Source organism: Streptomyces spinosus, from assembly GCF_020400655.1.
GTDB lineage: Bacteria > Actinomycetota > Actinomycetes > Streptomycetales > Streptomycetaceae > Streptomyces > Streptomyces argyrophylli.
This window is the reverse complement of record NZ_JAINRC010000002.1, coordinates 229,039-247,254: the sequence shown is the minus strand read 5'-3', so window position 1 is coordinate 247,254 and position 18,216 is coordinate 229,039. Positions and strand designations below refer to the sequence as shown.

The window sequence follows — 18,216 nt, the reverse complement described above, 5'->3', positions numbered from 1 at the left end:
TCGGCCCGGGGCGCTCAGCAGTAACCGGCGTGGAGGAACCCGCGCCGGGAAGGTGTCCCGAGGTCCAGCGGGATGTCGACGTGCTCCGGCAGAGCCGACAGACGTGTGTTCGGGAGGATGAACTCCCTGCCGGTGTACCTCTCCCGTACGGACTGCCGGGCGGCCGGCTCGCACACGAACGGGTTGGCGTACGTGTTGTAGCCGAGCCCGACGCCCGTGTTGAGGAAGCCCGCGTCCTGGCACTGGTACAACGCGCCCCTCAGCGCGGCGGCGTCCCGGGAACCCCGGTACCGCGACTGGAAGTTCGCGAAGCACGCCTTCGAGTCGCCGCCTTCGTACGGGGACGGGCCGGCGGCCGCCAGCGCGCCGAGGAAGGAGCGGTTGCAGCCGATGGCCGCCGACGGCGCCGCGCCTGCGAGCAACTCGGTGCGGCGGCAGCCGGTCACCTGCTGGAACGCGCCCACGACGTCCTTGTCCCCGCGGAGCCGTGAATAGGCGACGACGAGGTCCCGCTGCGCGGCGAGCGGGTACGCGGACGTGTGGCCGAACCGTTCGTCGAGCACGCGGAACCACGTCTCGAAGCTCGGCACCAGCGCCCGGACGCCCGGCGGGAGGGTGTAGACGGCCAGGTCCGTCGGGACGGACCAGGTGTCCAGCCCCGGATACCCGACGTACGACAGGACCCCGATGCCCACCTTCGGCGGCCGGCCCCCGTACCGCTTGCGCAACTCCAGGTACCGTTCGAGGTTGGTGTCGGACCCGGCCCACGCGTACCAGAAGCCGCGGGGGTAGAGCGAGGTGTCCCCGCGCGTGTGCGTGGTGGCGAACAGGGCGGGTGACACGCACCGGACCTGGCGCGCGTTCCACGCGGCCCGGTACTCGGCGGGCGTGGCGATACAGCGCCTCCCGGAGACCGTCGCGTGACCGCGGGCGTGCGCGAACGCGCCCGGGGCACCGGCCAGGACGAGGAGACAGGCGGCGAGGACGGCCAGCGGCCGCGCGCGGTGTCCGCCGCGCCGGGACCGGTGGCTCATCGCGCCGCCCCGTATCCGCCGGGCCGGTCGCCTCCCGGCCCGGTCGGCGTGCCCGGCGGGCACAGGAACGACTTGTCGGCCGCGCTGGTGTCGAGCCGGCAGGTGGGGCCGAGCACGCGCCCGTCGGTGGTGCGGAAGGTGAGCACCCACGTGGTGCCGGCGGAGCCGTGGCCGAGGTCCGCGTACCCGGCGATGCCCGTGCCTCCCGTGGGGCCCACCGTCTGGGTGATCGACTGGTGGACGGCCTGCGGCGGGGTGCCGACCGGCTGGCCGAGGACCAGGAGGTCGTCCGGGCCGTTGTCCAGTGGTCCGCCCGACGAGCCCACGGTCAGCTGCGGCGGGCGGACCGTGTCGAAATCGACCATCTGGTACAGGTGCACGTGCCCCGAGAGCACCAGCCGTACGTTGCGCGCCAGCCGGTGCAGTGCCGTGTCGGCGACCGCGTCGCCGAGGACCCTGGTCAGCCAGGTCACGTCACCGGTCGTGTGCCCCGCCGCCTTCACCATCCACAGCGGCTTGTGCGTGAACAGGAAGAAGTCCTCGCCGGGACGTCGCTGGGCGTACTGGTTCACCTGGTCGAACTGCCTGGTGAAGACGGCCTTGTCCGCCGTGCTCCCGTTGTCCGCGGGGTCGGCGGACGAGGAGTCCAGGGAGACGAGGTTCAGCAGGCCCGCGCGGATCGCCACGGGGTCGGTGAACCGGTCGCACGACCCGTCGTCGCGCAGCTCGTCGGCGAGGTAGCGGAACCACGCGCCGCCCGCGCCACCGTGGAAACTCGCGTTGCAGTCCTCGTGGTTGCCGCGGGTCAGCGCGACCGGCGCGCCGGCCAGCAGCGTCTCCGCGGGCCGGAAGAAGTCGGCGACGACACAGGCCCAGCTCGCCGCGTCGGCGGTTGTCGTGCAGCCCGGATTCCGCTGCTTGTCGTTCTCCCGGTCCGGGTCATCCCGGTAGAGGTAGTCACCGACGTGGATGACGAGGTCGGGCCGGGTCACGGTGGCGGCGCTGTCCGCGATCGTCGGGAACGGCCAGCCGGTCTGGTGGTTCGCGCAGTTCTGAACCGTGCCGGTCTTCGGGACCGAGCAGCCGGTGTCACCGATGACCGCGATCCTCTCGGGGCGTGTCACCGACGTCCAGCCGGGCAGGGGGAGCCGGCGGTCACCGGGGTGCAGCACGGCCGCGGGCACCTGCTCCAGCCGTGCGCCGGACGCCGTGAGCGGCACTCCCAGCTCGCAGACGGTGGTGGGGAACTGCGCCCCCATCGGGGTACTCACCCGGTGCATCTGGTGCGTGTCCCCGGCCGTCCCCAGGGTGTAGCGGACCGAGGGGCACTGCCGGCTGGTGTCGGTGGACACGTAACGGATCTGGGTCCCGCGGCCGGTGAGCTGCGTCCACGCCCAGGCCTCACCGTCGGCCGCGCCCGGCGGAGACGTGGGAGGCGTCGGCCGTGGAGGACGCGGGGGCCTCGGCGGTTGCAGGGGTCCGGGAGGCCGCGGGCCCGTACCGGGGGACGTGACCTGTGCGGGGGCCGGGCCGCCGGACGCCACCGAGACGGAGGCGGTCGTGACGGCCGATGCGGACGTGGCCGAGGGGGCCGTGGCCGAGGCGGCCGTGGCCAGCGCGCTCAGCAGGGCGAGCGCGACCATGCGATGTTTCATGCTCCGGCTCCGGTTCCTTCGCTCCCGTGACGGTGAGCGCCCGCGGATCACCGGCGAGTGCCACCATGCCGGAGCGTTCCGGATGTTCCCGCTCCCTACACCACCTCGGAGCCGAATGGCCTAGGCGCCCGGAGCCGCGCGCCGCTTCACGGCCATGGTGAATCCGTCGCACACAGGAGGTCTGACGGCGCGTCAACCGAGGCAGAGACCCAGCAGGCAGAGCTGGGTGGGAGACGTCGCCGCGGGGGCGGGCGCGGTCCCGGAGGTGCCGGTGTCCGTGCCGCCGGTCGTCGGGGCCGGGGCCGGGGCCGGTGGGGTCGCCGTGTCGTCGTGGCCCGGGGCCGGTCCGTTCGTGCCCGCCGTACCGCCGGAGGACGCGGACCCGCTGGTCTGCTGCTGCGGAGGCGGCACGACGGTCGGGTGGTGAGGGGGAACGGAGTCCGCCCGGGTCACCGGCGCCGCGGTGCCGGGCGTGGCAGGGAGAGTCTGACGCCGAGGGGTGACGCCGATCGGCGCGTGGCGCTCGGGTGCGGTGTGGGGCGCGCGCCGCTCCGGAGCCTGCGGCGCCTGTGACGCACGCGGGGCCCGGGGGACCTGGGAGGCCTGCCGAGGGGGCTCCGCCTCCACGCGCTCCCTCGCGGCGCCCATGCTCCGGTCGTCCGGTGCGGTGGCCGCCTGCGCCTGGCCGGTGGTGTGCCGGTCCAGCGTGGCGAGCGACAGACCGCCGCCGACGAGCGCGAAGGCGGTGGCGACCATGGCCCGCCGCTGGTGCTTCTTCAGCCGGGCGAGCTGGCGACGGCGGGCCGCCCTGCCCGGCCGCGCGGACGACACCTGCGCGGCGTCGACGGACGGACCGGCTGCGGACCCCGTGTCGTGCTCCGGTCCGGGCTCACCGTCGAAGGGGACGGACACCTCCGCGGCCGTCGACTCGGCGGACCGGCCGGCGCCGGCGCGGTCGGTGAGGAGCGGCGGCGCGATGTCCGGGGCGTACGCACCGCACCCGGGGCAGACCAGGGCGCCATTGAGATGCCGACGACACGTGGAGCAGTAGTCCATCTGCGGTCTTCCTCGGTTGACTGCGCCGTCGGCCCGCCCGGGCCACGGCCTGGTCACGCTCGTACAGAGGGTCGAGCGATCAGCAACGGTAACGACCCCTTCGAAAGGCTGTGTGCAGCCTGTGTGGGGCTCCTGCGCAGATTCCACAAGGCGGCGGTCGCCGGTGTGCCGCCCGCCTCACGCGGACGGTGGGTGTGCGCGCCATGACCGACCGCCCCACCGGGAACTGCCGCCCTCAAGGTGCCGCCCCCCGGCGAAGTCGGAGCGGGCCAGAAGCTCACCGCCACCGGCAAGTCGACCTCGAGTACGCCCCTCGCCGCCGGCACCGGCCTGACGGTGGCACGTACGGTCGTCGGGTCGCCGAAGGGCAGGGCGCCGGCAGTCGTCAGGACGAAGGCGGACGGCAGCTTCTCCTCACGGACACACCACCTGGCGCGATGCGGGCTCCGAACACTTGGTCCTGGGCACCGGCGGCAAGTCCGCCGTCAGCCTGGAGGCACCGGGCGAGTCCGGCATCCGCGCCCGCATGCGCTCGTCGTACGTCGACGGCTCCTCCGGCGACACCGTCAACTCCACGGCGCACGGCGCCTGGAGGTACTTCACCTTCACCAAGTAGCCCCGGCTGCCGGTACGGACCCGAACCCCACGGGTCCGTACCGGCGGTGGTCCCTCAGCCGGCCGGCTGTGCGGCGGCGTTCCCGAAGGCTTCCGTGTCGCCGCCGCCGGCCTGCTGCGACGAGGGGGACTCGACGAAACTGTAGGGCGGCAGCGGGCCGCTGACGCGCAGCTCCAGGTGGGGGTGCTCCTGGCTGAACGTGTCGACCGCCGTCAGGAACCGCTCCGCCGAGGCGCGGTCCACCAAGAAGGAGAGGTTGGCCAGCCAGCCACTGCTCGGCGGGCCGGCGCTGACGTCCTCGGCCTCGGGAGCGAGCGCCTGGCGGAGCAGCTCGGCGTCGGTCGCCTCGCGTTCCTGGACGGCGGCGGCGACCATCTCCCCGAGCCGCATCCTGTCCTCCTGCGTGCCGCCGCCGGCCTCGCGGTTCGCCTGTGCCAGCGACCGGATGTCGTCATGGTCGGCCATGATCAGGCGGAGCACGGCCTCCTCGTCGTGGTTGGCCTTGATGTTGTACTCCGCCGTGCCGTCCAGTGCCTGCAGCCGCTCCAGGAACCGGTCCGCGCGCTCGGCGAGCACCGCGGTCACCGTGTCGTCGTCCGGGGAGGCGCTGCCGAACCGCATGGGCAGCACCACGCCATCGGCCCCGGCCTCGTCGAGTACCCGCTGGTGGGCGAGCAGGTCACGGCGTTTGGGGCGCAACTCCTCGGGGGCGTCGCTGACGATCGCGGCCAGCTCGCCCTGGCGCAGTACGCGTACCGGCCGCGGGGGCGCTCCGATGCCTTCCAGGTCCTGGGGGAGCGGGGGATGGGAGGCGCGGACGATCCCGTAGACGTAGGTGCTCATCTGCTATTCCCCCCTCCTGCGCGCGGCCCGCTCGCCCTGGCGCTCCTGGCCCTCTTCGCGTGCCTGCTTGAAAGCGTCCGAAATGGTCTCCGCGGCACCGGACAGGGCTCCCTTGGTCTTGCCGCGGGCACCGGACTCCATCATCTTCCCGGTGAGTTCCGTGAGTCCGGCCGGCTTGCGGGGTCCCGCTTCGAGGTCGAGGCGGTTGCAGGCCTCGGCGAAGCGGAGGTAGGTGTCGACGCTCGCGACCACGACGCGTACGTCGATCTTGAGTATCTCGATACCGACCAGGGAGACGCGCACGAACGCGTCGATCACCAGCCCGCGGTCCAGGACGAGTTCCAGCACGTCGTACAGGCCGCTGGAACCGCCTCCGCCACCCCCCTGTGTCACCATCGTCATCTCGACCAACTCCTCGCTGTCCGAGCAGGCTGCCGAGCGAGTAGCCGCCACACTCACGACCAAACGCCGCGGCGAGTGATCACCCGGGACAGCGCCAGGCCCGGTTCGGTGACCTGGGCCTTCTTCAGGGAGCGGGTGACGAGGACGGGCAGCGCCCGGCGAGTGCCGGCGCTTTCGGCGGGGGCGCCTCCAAGGGGCCGGGGCGGTGTCGTCCGGCAGCAGCGGACCCGGAACGCGCCCGCGTGTTCAGGCGGAGCCGGAGCTGCCCGCCGACCGGCCTGCCGCACGACGGTACTCGGCGTTGATGCGCTGCGCCTCCTCGAGCTGGTCCTCGAGGATGACGATGCGGCACGCGGCCTCGATCGGGGTCCCCTTGTCGACGAGCTCGCGGGCGCGCGCCGCGATCCGCAGTTGGTAGCGGGAGTACCGGCGGTGTCCTCCCTCCGAGCGGAGCGGAGTGATCAGACGAGCCTCGCCGATGGCGCGGAGGAAGGCCGGGGTGGTGCCGAGCATCTCCGCCGCCCGGCCCATCGTGTAAGCGGGGTAGTCGTCGTCGTCCAGTCGATCATTCAGGGGGTTGTCCGATGTCATGTCACCTCGCTGTGCAACGCGTCTAGGGGCCCTGGCGCCGTACGGCACCAGGGCCCCGAAGGGGATTGAACACCATCTGCCGGCTGTACTGCTGTGCCGGCCTTCTGTGTCCGCTACCCGGCCCGGACGGCCGGAGCGGGGGATCGCAGCTGCGTGACCGGGGACCACCATCCAATCCGGGGCCTTGCGGTACCCGGCCGAGTGCCCCTCGGGCCGGGCGATCCTGATGGCGTCGGCTCCTCCGTTCCTCTCGGTCCGACCACTGAATGAGGCGGTACTGCTGCGGACAGCTCCTCGACCTGCGAGCCGCCCAGTGCCTGCTTCCTGTTCATCCACCCGCCGGCTCGTCTCCGGCGGGTCTCGTACGACCTCGTCTACGAGAAGAGGCGTACCCACATCGTCAGCGAAACCTGCCCCGGCCGGAGTAGATTACCTCTTCCGGAGGAGGGAGAAGCGGGCGCGGGTGGACCGCATAAGCTGTGCTGTCATGTCGAACCCTGATGAGCTGCTCGTCGCCATCTCCGCCGCGGTGGAGTCCGAGCGGAGCAATCAGATGGCGCTGACCGTGATCGTCGGTGGTGCCGTCATCACAGGCCGGCTGGCTCCGGAGGCCGTGTGGAGGGAGCGGGTGGCGGAGGTCCTGAAGGACTCGGACCGTCTCGGCGCGTTCGCGGACGTCTTCGCCCGCGCTCCACGGGAGAACCGGCCCGGCGACGAGGCGCCCACGCATCTGCACTTCCATCTCGCCCGGATCGTGCAGGGCAGCCTCGGAATCCCGGAGACGGGCGGCATGTACCGAGTCGCGATCAAGGACGTCAGCGCCTGGACCGTAGGTGATCTCATTCACATCGACCGGTGAGAAGCCGGCCGCACCGCGACGGATCGGCGCGCGCAGCGGATAAGCGGCGCAGAATCGCGAGAACGGGCCGGAATATGACAGGGCCGAAAGCCCTGAGAAAGACGCGAGCCGGGGCCCGCACCCCAAGGTGCGGGCCCCGGCTGTGAAGTGTGCGGCGGTGCCGGTGTGTCAGGCGGGAACGATGTTCTCGGCCGTCGGGCCCTTCTGGCCCTGCGCGATGTCGAACGACACCTTCTGGCCCTCCAGCAGCTCGCGGAAGCCTTGGGTGGCGATGTTGGAGTAGTGGGCGAAGACGTCGGCGCCGCCGCCGTCCTGCTCGATGAAGCCGAAACCCTTTTCCGCGTTGAACCACTTCACAGTGCCAGTAGCCATGATGTTTTCTCCTTCGGAGGCGGTGCCGGGAATACGCCGTGTGCGCATTCCGTGTCGCCATGATGAGCAGCCGTCGGAAAAACCTTCTGGCAACCACACCTGCAACTGACGACGACAGTAGCACGGTGCGATCGTCCCTGCACGGTCGATAATTCCGTTCCGTCGGACGGTCGAGAAATGCTTTCCGTACTCCACGCCTATTTCTCATTTCACGGGACCAGATATTGCTCTCCGTAGGCGTGGTCTTCCTGCCGCGCACTTCCGTCCCACAGCGTGCCGCCGTCTCCTCGTCGCCGGCCGGCTGGCGACGGCGCGTGGACGGCGTGAAGCCGGGGGCTCAAGTGTCTGGTGCGAGACCGGAAGCGAAGCGAGCGCTGGTGGCACAGTGGGCGGCCTGGTCGTCGTGGGGGTGGATGGCTCGTCGGCGAGTGACGCCGCGGTGGTGCAGGCCGCCCGGGAAGCCCGGCGACGCCGCACGAAGGCCGCTTCAACACCGCTGACGACGGCACGTTCACCATGGACTACACGCCGTGGCAGGGCGGCTACTTCCAGCTTGCCCTGGACACCTCGGACGATCCGTTCCTCCAGGCCGGCACCGGTACGAGCGACGGTGCTGTCCCGGGGCGTCGGTGACACGCGTGCCGGGTGCTTGAACAGGTGAAGGCCTTTTGGGTTCGGTGTGGATCGCGACCTCTGCACCAGCTCTCAGGAGGCCCTTGTGTCCCGCCGCCATCCCTCGCCGGCCCCGACCCGGAGGCTCAGGTCAGCCGCGCGACCTCCGGAGGGCGGGCAGGCCGCTACCGGCGGTCGGAGGAGGCGGGCGGAGGGCCGCGCTGATCTACCAGCTCGAATCTGGCACGTGGCGAGTGATCACCGCGCACAACAACAAGGCCCAGGTCGCTGACCTGGGTCTTGATCATGGAGCGGGTGACGAGAGTCGAATTCGCGCTCTCAGCTTGGGAAGCGACGGCGCTTGGGTGAGCGAATGACTGCTGACCTGCGCGGATTCATCATGTCGGCACCGCTGTGCGGGCTTGTTCGCACCTGTGTTGACCGTGGTTGTCCGTACCTGCGGGCACGCTCTGGGCATGGGGGCCACCATCTGGCGAGCTGTAGGCCGCGTGGCGCTTCGCGCCGGCCGGCGGGCATCGCGCGCCGGGCTGACCCGGAGTTCCGTCGCGACTGCGCATCGACGTTCGGATGTGGCATCGCCAATGTTGGTGACATATTCCTCTATGTACATCACCAACATTGCGTAGGAGGCGCTCGTATGTCTGTGACCCAGATCGACATCGACGATGACGCCCTGGAGCGTGCCATGGCTCTGGCCAAGGTCAGGACCAAGAAGGAGGCGGTCGACCTGGCTCTGCACTTCTACGCCGAACAGCAGGAGCGTGCGGCGCGCATCAGCCGTCACTTCGAGCGCGCGCGTGAGTGGGGTGCCGTCGAGGACGCCGAGCGTCTGCACCGGGCGGAGAAGCACAGCCGGTGATCTACTTGCTCCATACCTCCGGCCTGGTCCGGCTGCTCCGCGAACCAAAACTGCAGTCGGCCTGGTACGACGCGATCGACGCCGGTGCCATCGCATCCTGCTACGTGCAGCGAACCGAGTTCCTGTACAGCGCCCGGAACGGCCGTGAGTACGACGAGATCGCGGAGATGTTCGCCGACCTCTATCCCGACGTGCCGGTGCCGAAGAACGCGGAGCGTTGGGTCAGCGCGGTGCAACACCGTATGGCCCAGGCCGGGGAGCATCGCAGCGCCTCGGCGGTGGACCTCGTCATCGCCGCCACCGCCGCCCACCACGGCCTGGCTGTCCTTCACGACGATGCCGACTACCGGGCCATCGCCCGGCACGCAACCGATCTGCTCCAGCACAATGTCCACGACATCGCCTGAGGTGCTTTTTCCACAGGCTGCGGACGGGAACTTGCGAGGTCGGCCATCGAGGCCTGAAGCGTCACTTGACGTGTACGGCGCGCCTGGCGGCGTCTTCGGTGAGAGCCTCGCCGAGGCAGCTCGGCTCGTGGTCGCCCAATGATGTGGCCCCACAGAGCAAGGACTCTCGCTATCTCGACTGTGTCTTCGAACGCGGGTTGCTCGCTGTCCTGCCGGCCAAACAGAGTCGCGCGCACGCCCGGCGGGGCCACTTCGATCCAGGCGCAGGTAGGCGTACGTCATACGGATCGTGCAGGTTGACGGCGACGTGGTCCTCGGCGACCGGCAGAGGGGCCGTATCGAAGAGGTTCTCCGCCAGCATGATGCCCGACCGGCACGTTCAGCTCCGGACGGCCGGCCCGAACCGCCTCGGCGGCCCGCGTGATCGACACCGGGTCGGTGACGTCCAGAACGATCGCCTCGATACCCGGGTGCTCGGCCGTGATGCGGTCCACCAGTTCCCTGCGCCGCCCGGCCACGATCACCTTGTTGCCGGCCTACGGCCTCGTGCGGGCGCAGGGCCAGTCCGAGACCGATACCCGAGGCACACCGGTGATCAAAACGGTGTCGGCGGTCATCTTCACGGTGGGGGACTACGAGGAGCGAGCCGGCACAAACCGGCCTACCGGTTCTGGCTGATGGCGGGCTGGGCCGGTGTCTCGCTCATGGATGGTCAAGAGCGGCGCCCGCTCTTGACAACAGACAAACCCCAGGCCACTGACCTGGGGTTTCTCGCAGAGCGGGTGACGAGAATCGAACTCGCGCTCTCAGCTTGGGAAGCTGATGTTCTACCATTAAACTACACCCGCGTAATACGGACGGAACGGCCCCGGAGGGTCCGGTGTCCGGACGCTCGCTCACTCTACATCATCATCGGGCCCCGGTGTCCGGAGTCCGGAGGGTTGGGTCGGCTCCGGCGGGGTAACCGGCTGCGGGCGGCTGGAGTTGGGGCGTACCGTGGGCGGGTCCGGTGGGGCCGGAGTGCCGCCTGGAGAGTCGTCTCTTTGATCCCGTAATGTGCCTCTGTCGTCCGGGCAGCAACGCCGGACGAGGCTCCTGGGGAAGGGACTTGAGGGACTTGATGGAACGCACCGTCGTCCGATGCGCGGACGGGCACGTCTTCAGCACCGCTTCGTTCCCGATGCAGAAGGCCGAGCGGCTCGGCCCCGGCCGGCTCGTGCGGTGTCCGCGGTGTGCCCGGCTCCGCAGCGCGGTCCCCGTCGTCCTGCAGAAGAGGTAAGGGCGCGGCGGGAGAGGACCGGCTGTAGTCGGCGTGTGACAGCGGGCGTGCGGAGACGTCGCGATTGCGACGGCTCCGCACGCCTTGCGTATCCTCGCTACGTGCTTCTCTCAGACAAGGACATCCGGGCCGAGATCGACGCCGGGCGGGTACGGATCGATCCCTACGACGAAACCATGGTGCAGCCGTCGAGCATCGACGTCCGGCTGGACCGGTACTTCCGGGTGTTCGAGAATCACCGGTACCCCCACATCGACCCCTCCGTCGAGCAGGCCGACCTGACCCGGCTGGTGGAGCCGGAGGGCGACGAGCCGTTCATCCTGCACCCCGGGGAGTTCGTGCTCGCCTCCACGTACGAGGTGATCACGCTTCCCGACGATCTCGCCTCCCGGCTGGAGGGCAAGAGCTCCCTCGGACGGCTCGGGCTGGTCACCCACTCGACCGCCGGGTTCATCGACCCGGGGTTCAGCGGGCACGTCACCCTGGAGCTGTCGAACCTCGCCACGCTCCCCATCAAGCTGTGGCCGGGGATGAAAATCGGGCAGCTGTGCATGTTCCGGCTGACCTCGCCAGCCGAGTCGCCGTACGGCAGTGAGCGCTACGGCTCCCGGTACCAGGGACAGCGCGGGCCGACCGCCTCGCGGTCCTACCTCAATTTCCATCGGACCCAGGTGTGAGGGCGACGACAGCATGAGCAGCGCAGACGTGCGGGAGAACCTGACCTACGAGCGGTTCGGGACGGCCGTCCGCGAGCTGGCGCAGACCATCGCCGACGACGGGTACGAGCCCGACATCGTGCTCAGCATCGCGCGCGGGGGTGTCTTCGTCGCGGGCGGCCTCGCCTACGCCCTCGACTGCAAGAACATCCACCTGGTGAACGTGGAGTTCTACACCGGGGTGGGGACGACCCTCGAAATGCCGGTCATGCTCGCGCCCGTTCCCAACGTGATCGACTTCTCCGACAAGAAGGTCCTGATCACCGACGACGTCGCCGACACCGGCAAGACCCTGAAGCTGGTCCGCGACTTCTGCCTCGACACCGTCGCCGAGGTGCGCTCCGCCGTGATCTACGAGAAGTCCCACTCCCTCGTGAAGTGCGAGTACGTGTGGAAGCGGACCGACGACTGGATCAACTTTCCGTGGAGTGTCTTGCCTCCCGTGGTGAAGCGGGCGGGGCAGGTTCTGGACGCCTGATCGCCGGTACGGGCAACGCGAAGGGCCCCTGGCTTTCCCGCCGGGGGCCCTTCGCGCGTCCGCGGTCAGAACGTGCCGAGCTTCACGATCGACAGCAGCGCGATCAGCTGGATCGCCGACGCGCCCAGCGCCCTCGGCCACGGCAGGTCGTGGGAGCGGGACACCATCAGGGTCAGCAGGGCGCCCGCGCCGATCCAGGTGGCCCAGCCCAGGAGCTGGACGAAGCCGGCGTCGCCGCCGAAGAACATGGCGACGACCAGGCGGGGCGCGTCCGTGAGGGCCGTGATCAGCATGGACAGGCCCACCGTGGGCTGCCAGGCGCCGTCGCCGCCGAGCTGGCGGGCCATGGTGTGGGTGACCACGCCCAGGACGAACAGGCCGAGAACCATCACGACCGCCGTGATCAGCACGATCGGCACCGCGTTGGACAGGGTCGCGCTGATCGCGTCCTGGCGGGCGCCGTCGAAGCCGAAGACCGCGAGCAGGCCGTAGAGGAAGGTCACGACGAGGGCGGGCGCCCACATCGTGTAGTCCCGCATGCGCAGGAAGGTGTCGTTCGGGGACAGGACTATCCCCTTCAGCAGTTCCTTCCAGTGCAGGGGCGGGCCGAGCGGCGCGGCGGGCGCGGTGGCGGAGCCCGCCTGGTAGGTCGCGCCCTGGGTGTAGCCGGCGGCCTCGTCGACCGAGAAGGCCTGGGTGTGGCCCGGGTTGTTGGCCGCGTAGGGGTCGTGCGCGCCGGGGCCGGCGCCCGGGTGGTGGCCGCCGTCGCCGAAGTACTCCGGTCCGTCGTCGGCCGGCCCCGGGTACCCGTACGGCTGCCCCTGCCGCTGGTACGGCGGCTGCGGCGCCGGCGGGTAGCCGTACGAGGGGCCCGTGGGAGCGGAGGGGCCCGGCCGTCCGTACGACGGCCCCCCGGGCCTGGCGGGCCCGTGTCCCTGCCCGTGCCCGTACGACGGCCCCTGCGGCGCCTGCTGTCCTTGGGGGGTGCGGTTGTCCCGGCCCCCGCGTCCGATCCTGAATCCAGCCACGTCAACGAACGTACCTGGTCCTGAGGTCCGGCGTGCCGGGCCCGGCGGTCCGGGCCCGGCTTTGCGGCCGACCTGTGACATCCCCTAAGGGGGCGTCAGGGGGCGGTTCAGGGTCCGACCAGGGTTCCCCCCAGGTGTCCTCGGTGGTGCCGTGCGGCGTCAGGTGCCGAGGACCGAGCCGAACCGCGGGGTGCCCGCCGTGGAGACCCCGGTGGCCGACGGGCCGAAGGAGAGCGCCCCGGCCGTCGTCGGCCCGGTGGAGGCGCCGCGCAGCGACCAGACGGCGCCGTCGGCCGCGTTCTCGCCGGGGCCCGCCACGGTCAGCTCGGCACGGTGGTCACCGGAGTGGTCGGCGAGCAGGACCCGGGCGCCGAAGCGGTCGCCCTTCTCGGCGGCGCCGGGGACGCCCGCGGTGTTCTGGGTGTACGACACCGCGCCCTTGGTCGTCAGCCCGTGGGCGGTGCCCCGCAGGAGGGTGACCGATCCGGCGCCGGAGTCCTCGCCGGGCGCACCGACCGCCAGGTCCTGGAACCCGTCGCCGTCGACGTCGCCCAGGAAGACGCCGCCGCCGAACGCGTCGCCGGTCTCGGCCGCGCCCGGTACGCCCGGCGTGTCCTGGGTGAGGACCAGCGGGGCGCGGGAGGTGTCCTCGCCGCCCGGTCCGCCGTAGACGACGGTGACCCTGCCGCCCTTGGCTCCCGCCGGGTCGGCGGAGGGCTCGGCCGGGTTGCCGACGGCGATGTCGGCGTACCCGTCCTCGTCGATGTCGCCGATCGCCGAGACGGTGCCGGCGGGCAGCTCCTGCCACCAGTCGGTGAAGTTGCCGATGGACGGGTCGGTGACCAGGTGGGTGACGGCGGCGCCGGTGCGGGGCTGCCGGCCGTGCACCACCAGGCTGGTGGACCAGGCGGGGGAGACCTGCCCGGCGGAGACGGAGGTGACGCCGTACGACGGGGAGTAGGGGGCGGGGAAGCCCGCGCCCGACCCGCCCTGGAAGGAGCCGGTCCGGGTGACGGGGCCGCTGACGAAGCTCAGGGCGGCGGTGCCGGTGGAACCGACCACGACGTCGAGGTCGCCGTCACCGTCGATGTCGCCCACGGCCAGGGCCTGCCCGTACCGGTCCGTCTCCTGCTTCCCGTAGTCGACGATGGTGCGGGAGCCGGAGAGACCGGACCGGCCGCCCCAGACGACGACCACCGTGCCGCCGTTGGTGTCGCCGTCGACGTCCTCGCCGGGCGCGCCGATCAGCAGGTCGGCGTAGCCGTCCTTGTCCAGGTCGGCGGAGGCGACGGCGCTGCCGAAGGCGTCGCCCGCCTCGGCGGTGCCGGGCACGCCGGCCCTGTTCTGGGTGATCAGGGTGCGGGTGGCCGTCCTCAGCCCGGTGGGGCTGCCGTAGACGACCGAGACGGCACCGGCCTTGGACCGGCCGCCGACGGTCGCGTCGGGGGCGCCGATCGCGAGGTCGGCGCGGCCGTCGCCGTTGAAGTCGTACGGGGCGGCGGCCGGGGCCGCGTGGGCGGCGGGCACGGCCAGGGCGAGCGGGGCCAGCGCGCCGGCGAGCGCGACGGCGAGGACGCGTGTGCGTACGGGGTTCCCCCGGGAGGGCCTGGGGCGGGGGGACGTCACCGGGCGATGGCCCAGGCGAAGTTCCCGAGGCCCTGGACGGAGACGTCGCGGGCGCCGATGAACTTGGCGTAGTCGGTGGTCAGGCCGGAGGCGGTGCCGCGCAGGACGGTGACGGCGCCGTAGCCGTTCTCGCCGCCCGCGCCGACGATCAGGTCGGCCTTGCCGTTCTTGTTGATGTCGGTCAGCCGCACCGACTGGCCGAACTGGTCCCAGGCCTCGGAGCCGCCGGGCACGCCCTCGGTGTCCTGCGTCCAGATCTTGGCGCCCTTGGTGGTCAGGCCGGAGGCGGAGCCGAACAGGACCGTCACCGCGCCCGCCTCGTTGAACTTGCCGAGGTCCTCGCCGGGGGCGCCGACCGCGACGTCGGCGTAGCCGTCGCCGTTGATGTCACCGGTGGCGACCGACGAGCCGAACAGGTCGTCCGCCTCGCCGGTTCCGGGCACCCCCGCGGTGTCCTGGTGGATGACGGTCGGGGTCTGGGCGGGGTCGGGGCCGTTCGGGCCGCCGTACCAGACGGAGATCTGGCCGCCCTTGTGGCCGGACTTCTTGGACGCGCCGGGGTCCGTGGGGTCGCCGAGGACCACGTCGCCGTAGCCGTCGCCGTTGACGTCGCCGATGGAGCCGGGCAGGCCGTCGGCCTTCGGCAGGGCCTTCATGACGTGCTTGGAGCCGTTCCAGGTGAAGTACCGGATGTCGCCGCCCTCGTCGCCGTCGACGAGGAACGGGTAGAAGCGTTCGGCGGCGCGGTCGCCGTTCAGGTCGCCCGCGAACACCTCGGTGGTGGTGCCCAGTTCGCCGACCCGGAGGTTGCTCACCGGGGTGCCCGTGCGGGTGAAGGGGCCCTTGTAGACGCGGGTCTCGGTCCGCCCGGTCAGGGTGACGTCGTTCTTCCCGTCCCCGTCGAAGTCGGCGACCGCGATGCCGGTGGCGAAGTTGTTCCACTCGTCCTGGGTGGACGGCTGGGGCACCAGGGCGCCGCCGGACAGGCCGGACTTGCCGCCCCACAGGATGGTGGCGCTGCCCACGGCGTCCCGGTCGCCGATGCTCTCGCCCGGGGCGCCCACGACGAGGTCGGAGTAGCCGTCGCCGTCGAGGTCGCCGGCGGCCAGGCTCTGGCCGAAGAGGTCCCCTGCCTCGGCGGTGCCCGGGACACCGGTGGAGTTCTGCGTGATCAGGGTGCGCTTGGCGGCCGAGACGCCCGAGGACGAGCCGTAGAGCACGACGACCGCACCGGCCTGCTGCGCGGAGCCGACCTGGTGGCCGGCGGCGCTCAGGGCGATGTCCAGGTAGCCGTCGCCGTTGAAGTCGCCGGCCAGACGGGAGGGCGCGGCGGAGGCGGGGGTGACGGGCAGGGCGGTGAGCAGGCCGGTGGTCAGGGTGGCGGCCAGCAGGAGGACGCGCTTGCGCAAGGCGGGGCTCCGGGTGGGAGGAGGCCGGGCCCGCGAGGCGCGGGCCCGGCCGGGGAGGAACGGGACGGGGCTGGTCAGTCGGCGAAGACGGAGCCGAACTGCGGGGTGCCCGAGGTGGAGACGCCGGCGCTGCCGGCGCCGATGAAGCGGCTGCCCGAGGTGGTGATCTTCGAGCCGTTGGACGGCAGGTAGGTGAGGGCACCGTCGCCGCTGTCCTCGTTCGCGCCGATCACCAGGTCGGCCTTGCCGTCGCCGGTGACGTCGTCGAGCTTGACGTCGACGCCGAAGAGGTCGTTCTTCTCGTTGCCGCCGGGGACACCGGTGGTGTTCTGGTTGAAGGACTGGGCGCCGGAGGCGGTGTTCACGCCGGACGCCGAGCCGTACAGGACGGTGACCGCGCCGGTGTCGGTGACGCCCTCGATGTCCTCCAGCGGGGCGCTGACCACGAGGTCCTGGTAGCCGTCGCCGTTGATGTCGCCGAGGTCGAGGTCCCAGCCGAAGGAGTCGCCCTTCTCGGAGGTGCCGGGGACGCTGCCGGTGTTCTGGTTGATGCCGGTGGTGCCGGCCGGGCCGGAGGCGGAGCCGTAGGTGATGTTCACCCGGCCGCCGTTGGAGGCGTCCGGGACGGGGGTGCCGTCCTCGGTGGTGGCGTCCCAGCCGGCGCCGCTGACGATGTCGCCGAAGCCGTCGCCGTTGATGTCGCCGATGGCCGTGATGATGCCGGGCTTGAGGGCCTTGGCGGAGGAGCCGGTCAGACCGCTCGCGGTGCCGGGCAGCCAGTAGTTGGTGTTCCAGCCGTACTGGGTGGAGGTCTCGTAGCCGTCGACCACCAGGTCGGTGCGGCCGTCGCCGTTGACGTCGCCGGCGGTGAGGCTCATCGGGCCGAACGGGTAGTCGTTGCTGCCGGACAGGATGGGCGGCTTGACGGTGGTGACGCTGCCCGCGGTGCCGGAGCTGCTGATGCCGCCCTTGTAGAGGTAGAGCGTGGCGGCGGAGCTGCCGACGACCAGGTCGGTCTTGCCGTCGCCGTCGAAGTCGCCGGCGGCGAGGTCCTTGCCCCAGTAGTCGTGGGCGGAGGCGGCGGGGTCGACCAGGTGGGCGGACTTGCCGGTCAGACCGGACTTGGAGCCGTACAGGATGACGAGGTCGCCGCCGTTGGTGTCGGCGCCGACCTTCTCGAACGGGGAGCCGACGGCGAGGTCGTCGTAGCCGTCGGCGTTGAAGTCGCCGAAGGCCGTCTCCCGGCCGAAGCCGTCGCCGGTCTCGGCGGTGCCGGCCACGCCGGTGGTGTCCTGGCTGATGACGGTGCGCTTGGCGGACTGGACGCCGGTGGCGGTGCCGTACAGCACGACGATCTGGCCGGCGTCCTTGCGGCCGTTGACGTAGGCGCCGGCGGCCGAGGTGGCGACGTCGCCGATGCCGTCGCCGTTGAAGTCGGCCTTCGCGACCTTGACGGAGTCCGCGGCGGTCGCGGGCGACGCGGCGAAGGTGAGCAGACCGCCCGTCAGCGCGGCCGCGGTGGCCGTCGCGAGGGCGAGTCGGCGGTGCTTGTGCATGCGGTTTCTCCTACGGCATGCGGGGGATGCCTGGCGGGCATCCGCAGTCGATGGGGTGCGGTCTCCCCGTGTTCGACGCGAGTTGCCCCGCGGTTCACAGGAGTCCGGCGATCAAGAGACCCGCGCCGGGGCGTAAAGGTTGTACATGAGTTCGGTGAATTTCCCCGGGCCGCTGTGACCGCCGGTGGGGACCGGAGGCCACCGCCGGTTCGGCGCCGGCCGGCTTCCCCGTCCCGCCCTCGTACACGGCAAGGGGTCGACAGCGCGATGAGGCCGAGGACCGCTACGCCCCTGGTGGTCCGCCGCGCTTCGGGGGACGACGCGCAGTCGTCCTCACGCGTCCTTGACTGCCGGATGTAGGACACTGCGCGCACATGATCCGGATCAGGCGGTCCAGTCGGGGCCCCGTTCGAGGAGAGGTGCGATGTGAGCGTAGTGAAGATCAACGTGCTGACCGTCCCGGCCGAGCAGCGGGAGGTTCTGGAGAAGCGGTTCGCCTCGCGGGCGCACGCGGTGGAGAACTCCGACGGCTTCGAGTGGTTCGAGCTGCTGCGGCCGGTCGAGGGCACCGACCAGTACCTCGTCTACACACGCTGGCGTGACGAGGAGTCCTTCCAGGCGTGGATGGAGGGGCCGATGAAGTCGGCGCACCAGGGCGGCGGCGAGGGCGGCGAGCGTCCGAAGCCCGCGGCCTCCGGCTCGACCCTGTGGTCGTTCGAGGTGGTGCAGCAGGCCGCGCCCGGGAACGCCTAGCGGATACGGCGGCGCCCCCTGACCGTGCGGGTCAGGGGGCGCCG

The 18,216-nt window shown here is 71.4% G+C and carries 18 protein-coding genes and 1 tRNA gene; 7 read left to right on the top strand and 12 right to left on the bottom strand.

Features of this window, described 5'->3' with window-relative positions; translation table 11 throughout:
• Nucleotides 1-14 precede the first annotated feature (14 nt).
• The 3 genes from LG395_RS05015 to LG395_RS05005 all read right to left on the bottom strand — a co-directional run bounded on the left by LG395_RS05015 (nucleotide 15) and on the right by LG395_RS05005 (nucleotide 3,745).
• On the bottom strand, nucleotides 15-1,034 hold the full coding sequence (locus LG395_RS05015; protein WP_225808581.1) for a hypothetical protein: 1,020 nt from the start codon (nucleotides 1,032-1,034) through the stop codon (nucleotides 15-17).
• Nucleotides 1,031-2,689 (bottom strand): metallophosphoesterase family protein, encoded by a 1,659-nt coding sequence (locus LG395_RS05010; RefSeq protein WP_225808580.1) that lies wholly within the window; start codon nucleotides 2,687-2,689, stop codon nucleotides 1,031-1,033. Before LG395_RS05010 ends, LG395_RS05015 begins: the two co-directional genes overlap by 4 nt.
• A 192-nt stretch (nucleotides 2,690-2,881) precedes the next feature.
• Nucleotides 2,882-3,745, bottom strand: a complete 864-nt coding sequence (locus tag LG395_RS05005; protein WP_225808579.1) for an SCO2400 family protein — start codon at nucleotides 3,743-3,745, stop codon at nucleotides 2,882-2,884.
• Nucleotides 3,746-4,199: 454 nt separating this feature from the next.
• On the opposite strand from LG395_RS05005, the gene LG395_RS05000 reads away from it, so the two are divergent.
• Nucleotides 4,200-4,361, top strand: coding sequence for a hypothetical protein (locus LG395_RS05000; protein ID WP_225808578.1), 162 nt, complete (start codon nucleotides 4,200-4,202; stop codon nucleotides 4,359-4,361).
• Nucleotides 4,362-4,415: 54 nt separating this feature from the next.
• Here LG395_RS05000 and LG395_RS04995 read toward each other — a convergent pair whose 3' ends face one another.
• From LG395_RS04995 to LG395_RS04985, 3 genes are all read right to left on the bottom strand, one after another.
• Nucleotides 4,416-5,204, bottom strand: coding sequence for a GvpL/GvpF family gas vesicle protein (locus LG395_RS04995; protein ID WP_171154422.1), 789 nt, complete (start codon nucleotides 5,202-5,204; stop codon nucleotides 4,416-4,418).
• Between the two features lie 3 nt (nucleotides 5,205-5,207).
• Complete coding sequence (locus LG395_RS04990; RefSeq protein ID WP_171154420.1) at nucleotides 5,208-5,606, bottom strand: gas vesicle structural protein GvpA; 399 nt, start codon at nucleotides 5,604-5,606, stop codon at nucleotides 5,208-5,210.
• Nucleotides 5,607-5,852: 246 nt separating this feature from the next.
• A complete protein-coding gene (locus LG395_RS04985; RefSeq protein ID WP_171154418.1) occupies nucleotides 5,853-6,197 on the bottom strand; it encodes a MerR family transcriptional regulator in 345 nt (114 codons plus the stop codon).
• A 487-nt stretch (nucleotides 6,198-6,684) separates the two neighbouring features.
• Between LG395_RS04985 and LG395_RS04980 the strand changes: the two genes are divergently transcribed.
• Nucleotides 6,685-7,056 (top strand): GvpU-like protein, encoded by a 372-nt coding sequence (locus LG395_RS04980; RefSeq protein ID WP_225808577.1) that lies wholly within the window; start codon nucleotides 6,685-6,687, stop codon nucleotides 7,054-7,056.
• A 168-nt stretch (nucleotides 7,057-7,224) separates the two neighbouring features.
• Here the strand turns inward: LG395_RS04980 and LG395_RS04975 are convergent, their stop codons facing one another.
• Nucleotides 7,225-7,428, bottom strand: a complete 204-nt coding sequence (locus LG395_RS04975) for a cold-shock protein (protein ID WP_028799214.1) — start codon at nucleotides 7,426-7,428, stop codon at nucleotides 7,225-7,227.
• A gap of 1,270 nt (nucleotides 7,429-8,698) precedes the next feature.
• Between LG395_RS04975 and LG395_RS04970 the strand changes: the two genes are divergently transcribed.
• Both LG395_RS04970 and LG395_RS04965 read left to right on the top strand, forming a co-directional pair.
• Nucleotides 8,699-8,920, top strand: coding sequence for a type II toxin-antitoxin system VapB family antitoxin (locus LG395_RS04970; RefSeq protein WP_225808576.1), 222 nt, complete (start codon nucleotides 8,699-8,701; stop codon nucleotides 8,918-8,920).
• A complete protein-coding gene (locus tag LG395_RS04965) occupies nucleotides 8,917-9,327 on the top strand; it encodes a PIN domain-containing protein (RefSeq protein ID WP_225808575.1) in 411 nt (136 codons plus the stop codon). Before LG395_RS04970 ends, LG395_RS04965 begins: the two co-directional genes overlap by 4 nt.
• Nucleotides 9,328-10,104: 777 nt before the next feature.
• On the opposite strand, the gene LG395_RS04960 is transcribed toward LG395_RS04965, so the two are convergent.
• Nucleotides 10,105-10,175, bottom strand: a tRNA-Gly gene (locus LG395_RS04960).
• 532 nt (nucleotides 10,176-10,707) lie between these two features.
• On the opposite strand from LG395_RS04960, the gene dcd reads away from it, so the two are divergent.
• The gene (gene dcd, locus LG395_RS04955; RefSeq protein WP_014673940.1) at nucleotides 10,708-11,283 is read left to right on the top strand and encodes a dCTP deaminase; all 576 of its coding nucleotides are present in this window, start codon (nucleotides 10,708-10,710) and stop codon (nucleotides 11,281-11,283) included.
• 13 nt (nucleotides 11,284-11,296) lie between these two features.
• Nucleotides 11,297-11,800: a phosphoribosyltransferase gene (locus LG395_RS04950; RefSeq protein WP_171154369.1), complete on the top strand. Its 504-nt coding sequence runs from the start codon at nucleotides 11,297-11,299 to the stop codon at nucleotides 11,798-11,800.
• Between the two features lie 65 nt (nucleotides 11,801-11,865).
• Here the strand turns inward: LG395_RS04950 and LG395_RS04945 are convergent, their stop codons facing one another.
• The 4 genes from LG395_RS04945 to LG395_RS04930 form a co-directional block, all read right to left on the bottom strand.
• Nucleotides 11,866-12,909 carry a YIP1 family protein gene (locus LG395_RS04945; RefSeq protein ID WP_171154367.1) on the bottom strand — a complete coding sequence of 348 codons (1,044 nt, stop codon included), beginning with the start codon at nucleotides 12,907-12,909 and terminating at the stop codon, nucleotides 11,866-11,868.
• Nucleotides 12,910-12,987: 78 nt separating this feature from the next.
• Nucleotides 12,988-14,454 (bottom strand): FG-GAP-like repeat-containing protein, encoded by a 1,467-nt coding sequence (locus LG395_RS04940; RefSeq protein ID WP_225808574.1) that lies wholly within the window; start codon nucleotides 14,452-14,454, stop codon nucleotides 12,988-12,990.
• The gene (locus LG395_RS04935; protein ID WP_225808573.1) at nucleotides 14,451-15,863 is read right to left on the bottom strand and encodes an FG-GAP-like repeat-containing protein; all 1,413 of its coding nucleotides are present in this window, start codon (nucleotides 15,861-15,863) and stop codon (nucleotides 14,451-14,453) included. Before LG395_RS04935 ends, LG395_RS04940 begins: the two co-directional genes overlap by 4 nt.
• A gap of 74 nt (nucleotides 15,864-15,937) precedes the next feature.
• Complete coding sequence (locus LG395_RS04930) at nucleotides 15,938-17,419, bottom strand: FG-GAP and VCBS repeat-containing protein (RefSeq protein ID WP_225808572.1); 1,482 nt, start codon at nucleotides 17,417-17,419, stop codon at nucleotides 15,938-15,940.
• A gap of 426 nt (nucleotides 17,420-17,845) precedes the next feature.
• Here LG395_RS04930 and LG395_RS04925 point away from each other — a divergent pair, with 426 nt between their 5' ends.
• Nucleotides 17,846-18,172: an antibiotic biosynthesis monooxygenase family protein gene (locus LG395_RS04925; protein WP_171154358.1), complete on the top strand. Its 327-nt coding sequence runs from the start codon at nucleotides 17,846-17,848 to the stop codon at nucleotides 18,170-18,172.
• Nucleotides 18,173-18,216: the final 44 nt, after the last annotated feature.

What these genes read in the sequence shown, in the direction of transcription:
- LG395_RS04990 (WP_171154420.1), bottom strand. Translation starts at nt 5,606, where the DNA reads ATGACGATGGTGACACAGGGGGGTGGCGGAGGCGGTTCCAGCGGCCTG.
- LG395_RS04950 (WP_171154369.1), top strand. Translation starts at nt 11,297, where the DNA reads ATGAGCAGCGCAGACGTGCGGGAGAACCTGACCTACGAGCGGTTCGGG.
- LG395_RS04980 (WP_225808577.1), top strand. Translation starts at nt 6,685, where the DNA reads ATGTCGAACCCTGATGAGCTGCTCGTCGCCATCTCCGCCGCGGTGGAG.
- LG395_RS04945 (WP_171154367.1), bottom strand. Translation starts at nt 12,909, where the DNA reads ATGTCACAGGTCGGCCGCAAAGCCGGGCCCGGACCGCCGGGCCCGGCA.
- LG395_RS05015 (WP_225808581.1), bottom strand. Translation starts at nt 1,034, where the DNA reads ATGAGCCACCGGTCCCGGCGCGGCGGACACCGCGCGCGGCCGCTGGCC.
- LG395_RS04930 (WP_225808572.1), bottom strand. Translation starts at nt 17,419, where the DNA reads ATGCACAAGCACCGCCGACTCGCCCTCGCGACGGCCACCGCGGCCGCG.
- LG395_RS04975 (WP_028799214.1), bottom strand. Translation starts at nt 7,428, where the DNA reads ATGGCTACTGGCACTGTGAAGTGGTTCAACGCGGAAAAGGGTTTCGGC.
- LG395_RS04995 (WP_171154422.1), bottom strand. Translation starts at nt 5,204, where the DNA reads ATGAGCACCTACGTCTACGGGATCGTCCGCGCCTCCCATCCCCCGCTC.
- LG395_RS04970 (WP_225808576.1), top strand. Translation starts at nt 8,699, where the DNA reads ATGTCTGTGACCCAGATCGACATCGACGATGACGCCCTGGAGCGTGCC.
- LG395_RS05010 (WP_225808580.1), bottom strand. Translation starts at nt 2,689, where the DNA reads ATGAAACATCGCATGGTCGCGCTCGCCCTGCTGAGCGCGCTGGCCACG.
- LG395_RS05005 (WP_225808579.1), bottom strand. Translation starts at nt 3,745, where the DNA reads ATGGACTACTGCTCCACGTGTCGTCGGCATCTCAATGGCGCCCTGGTC.
- LG395_RS04985 (WP_171154418.1), bottom strand. Translation starts at nt 6,197, where the DNA reads ATGACATCGGACAACCCCCTGAATGATCGACTGGACGACGACGACTAC.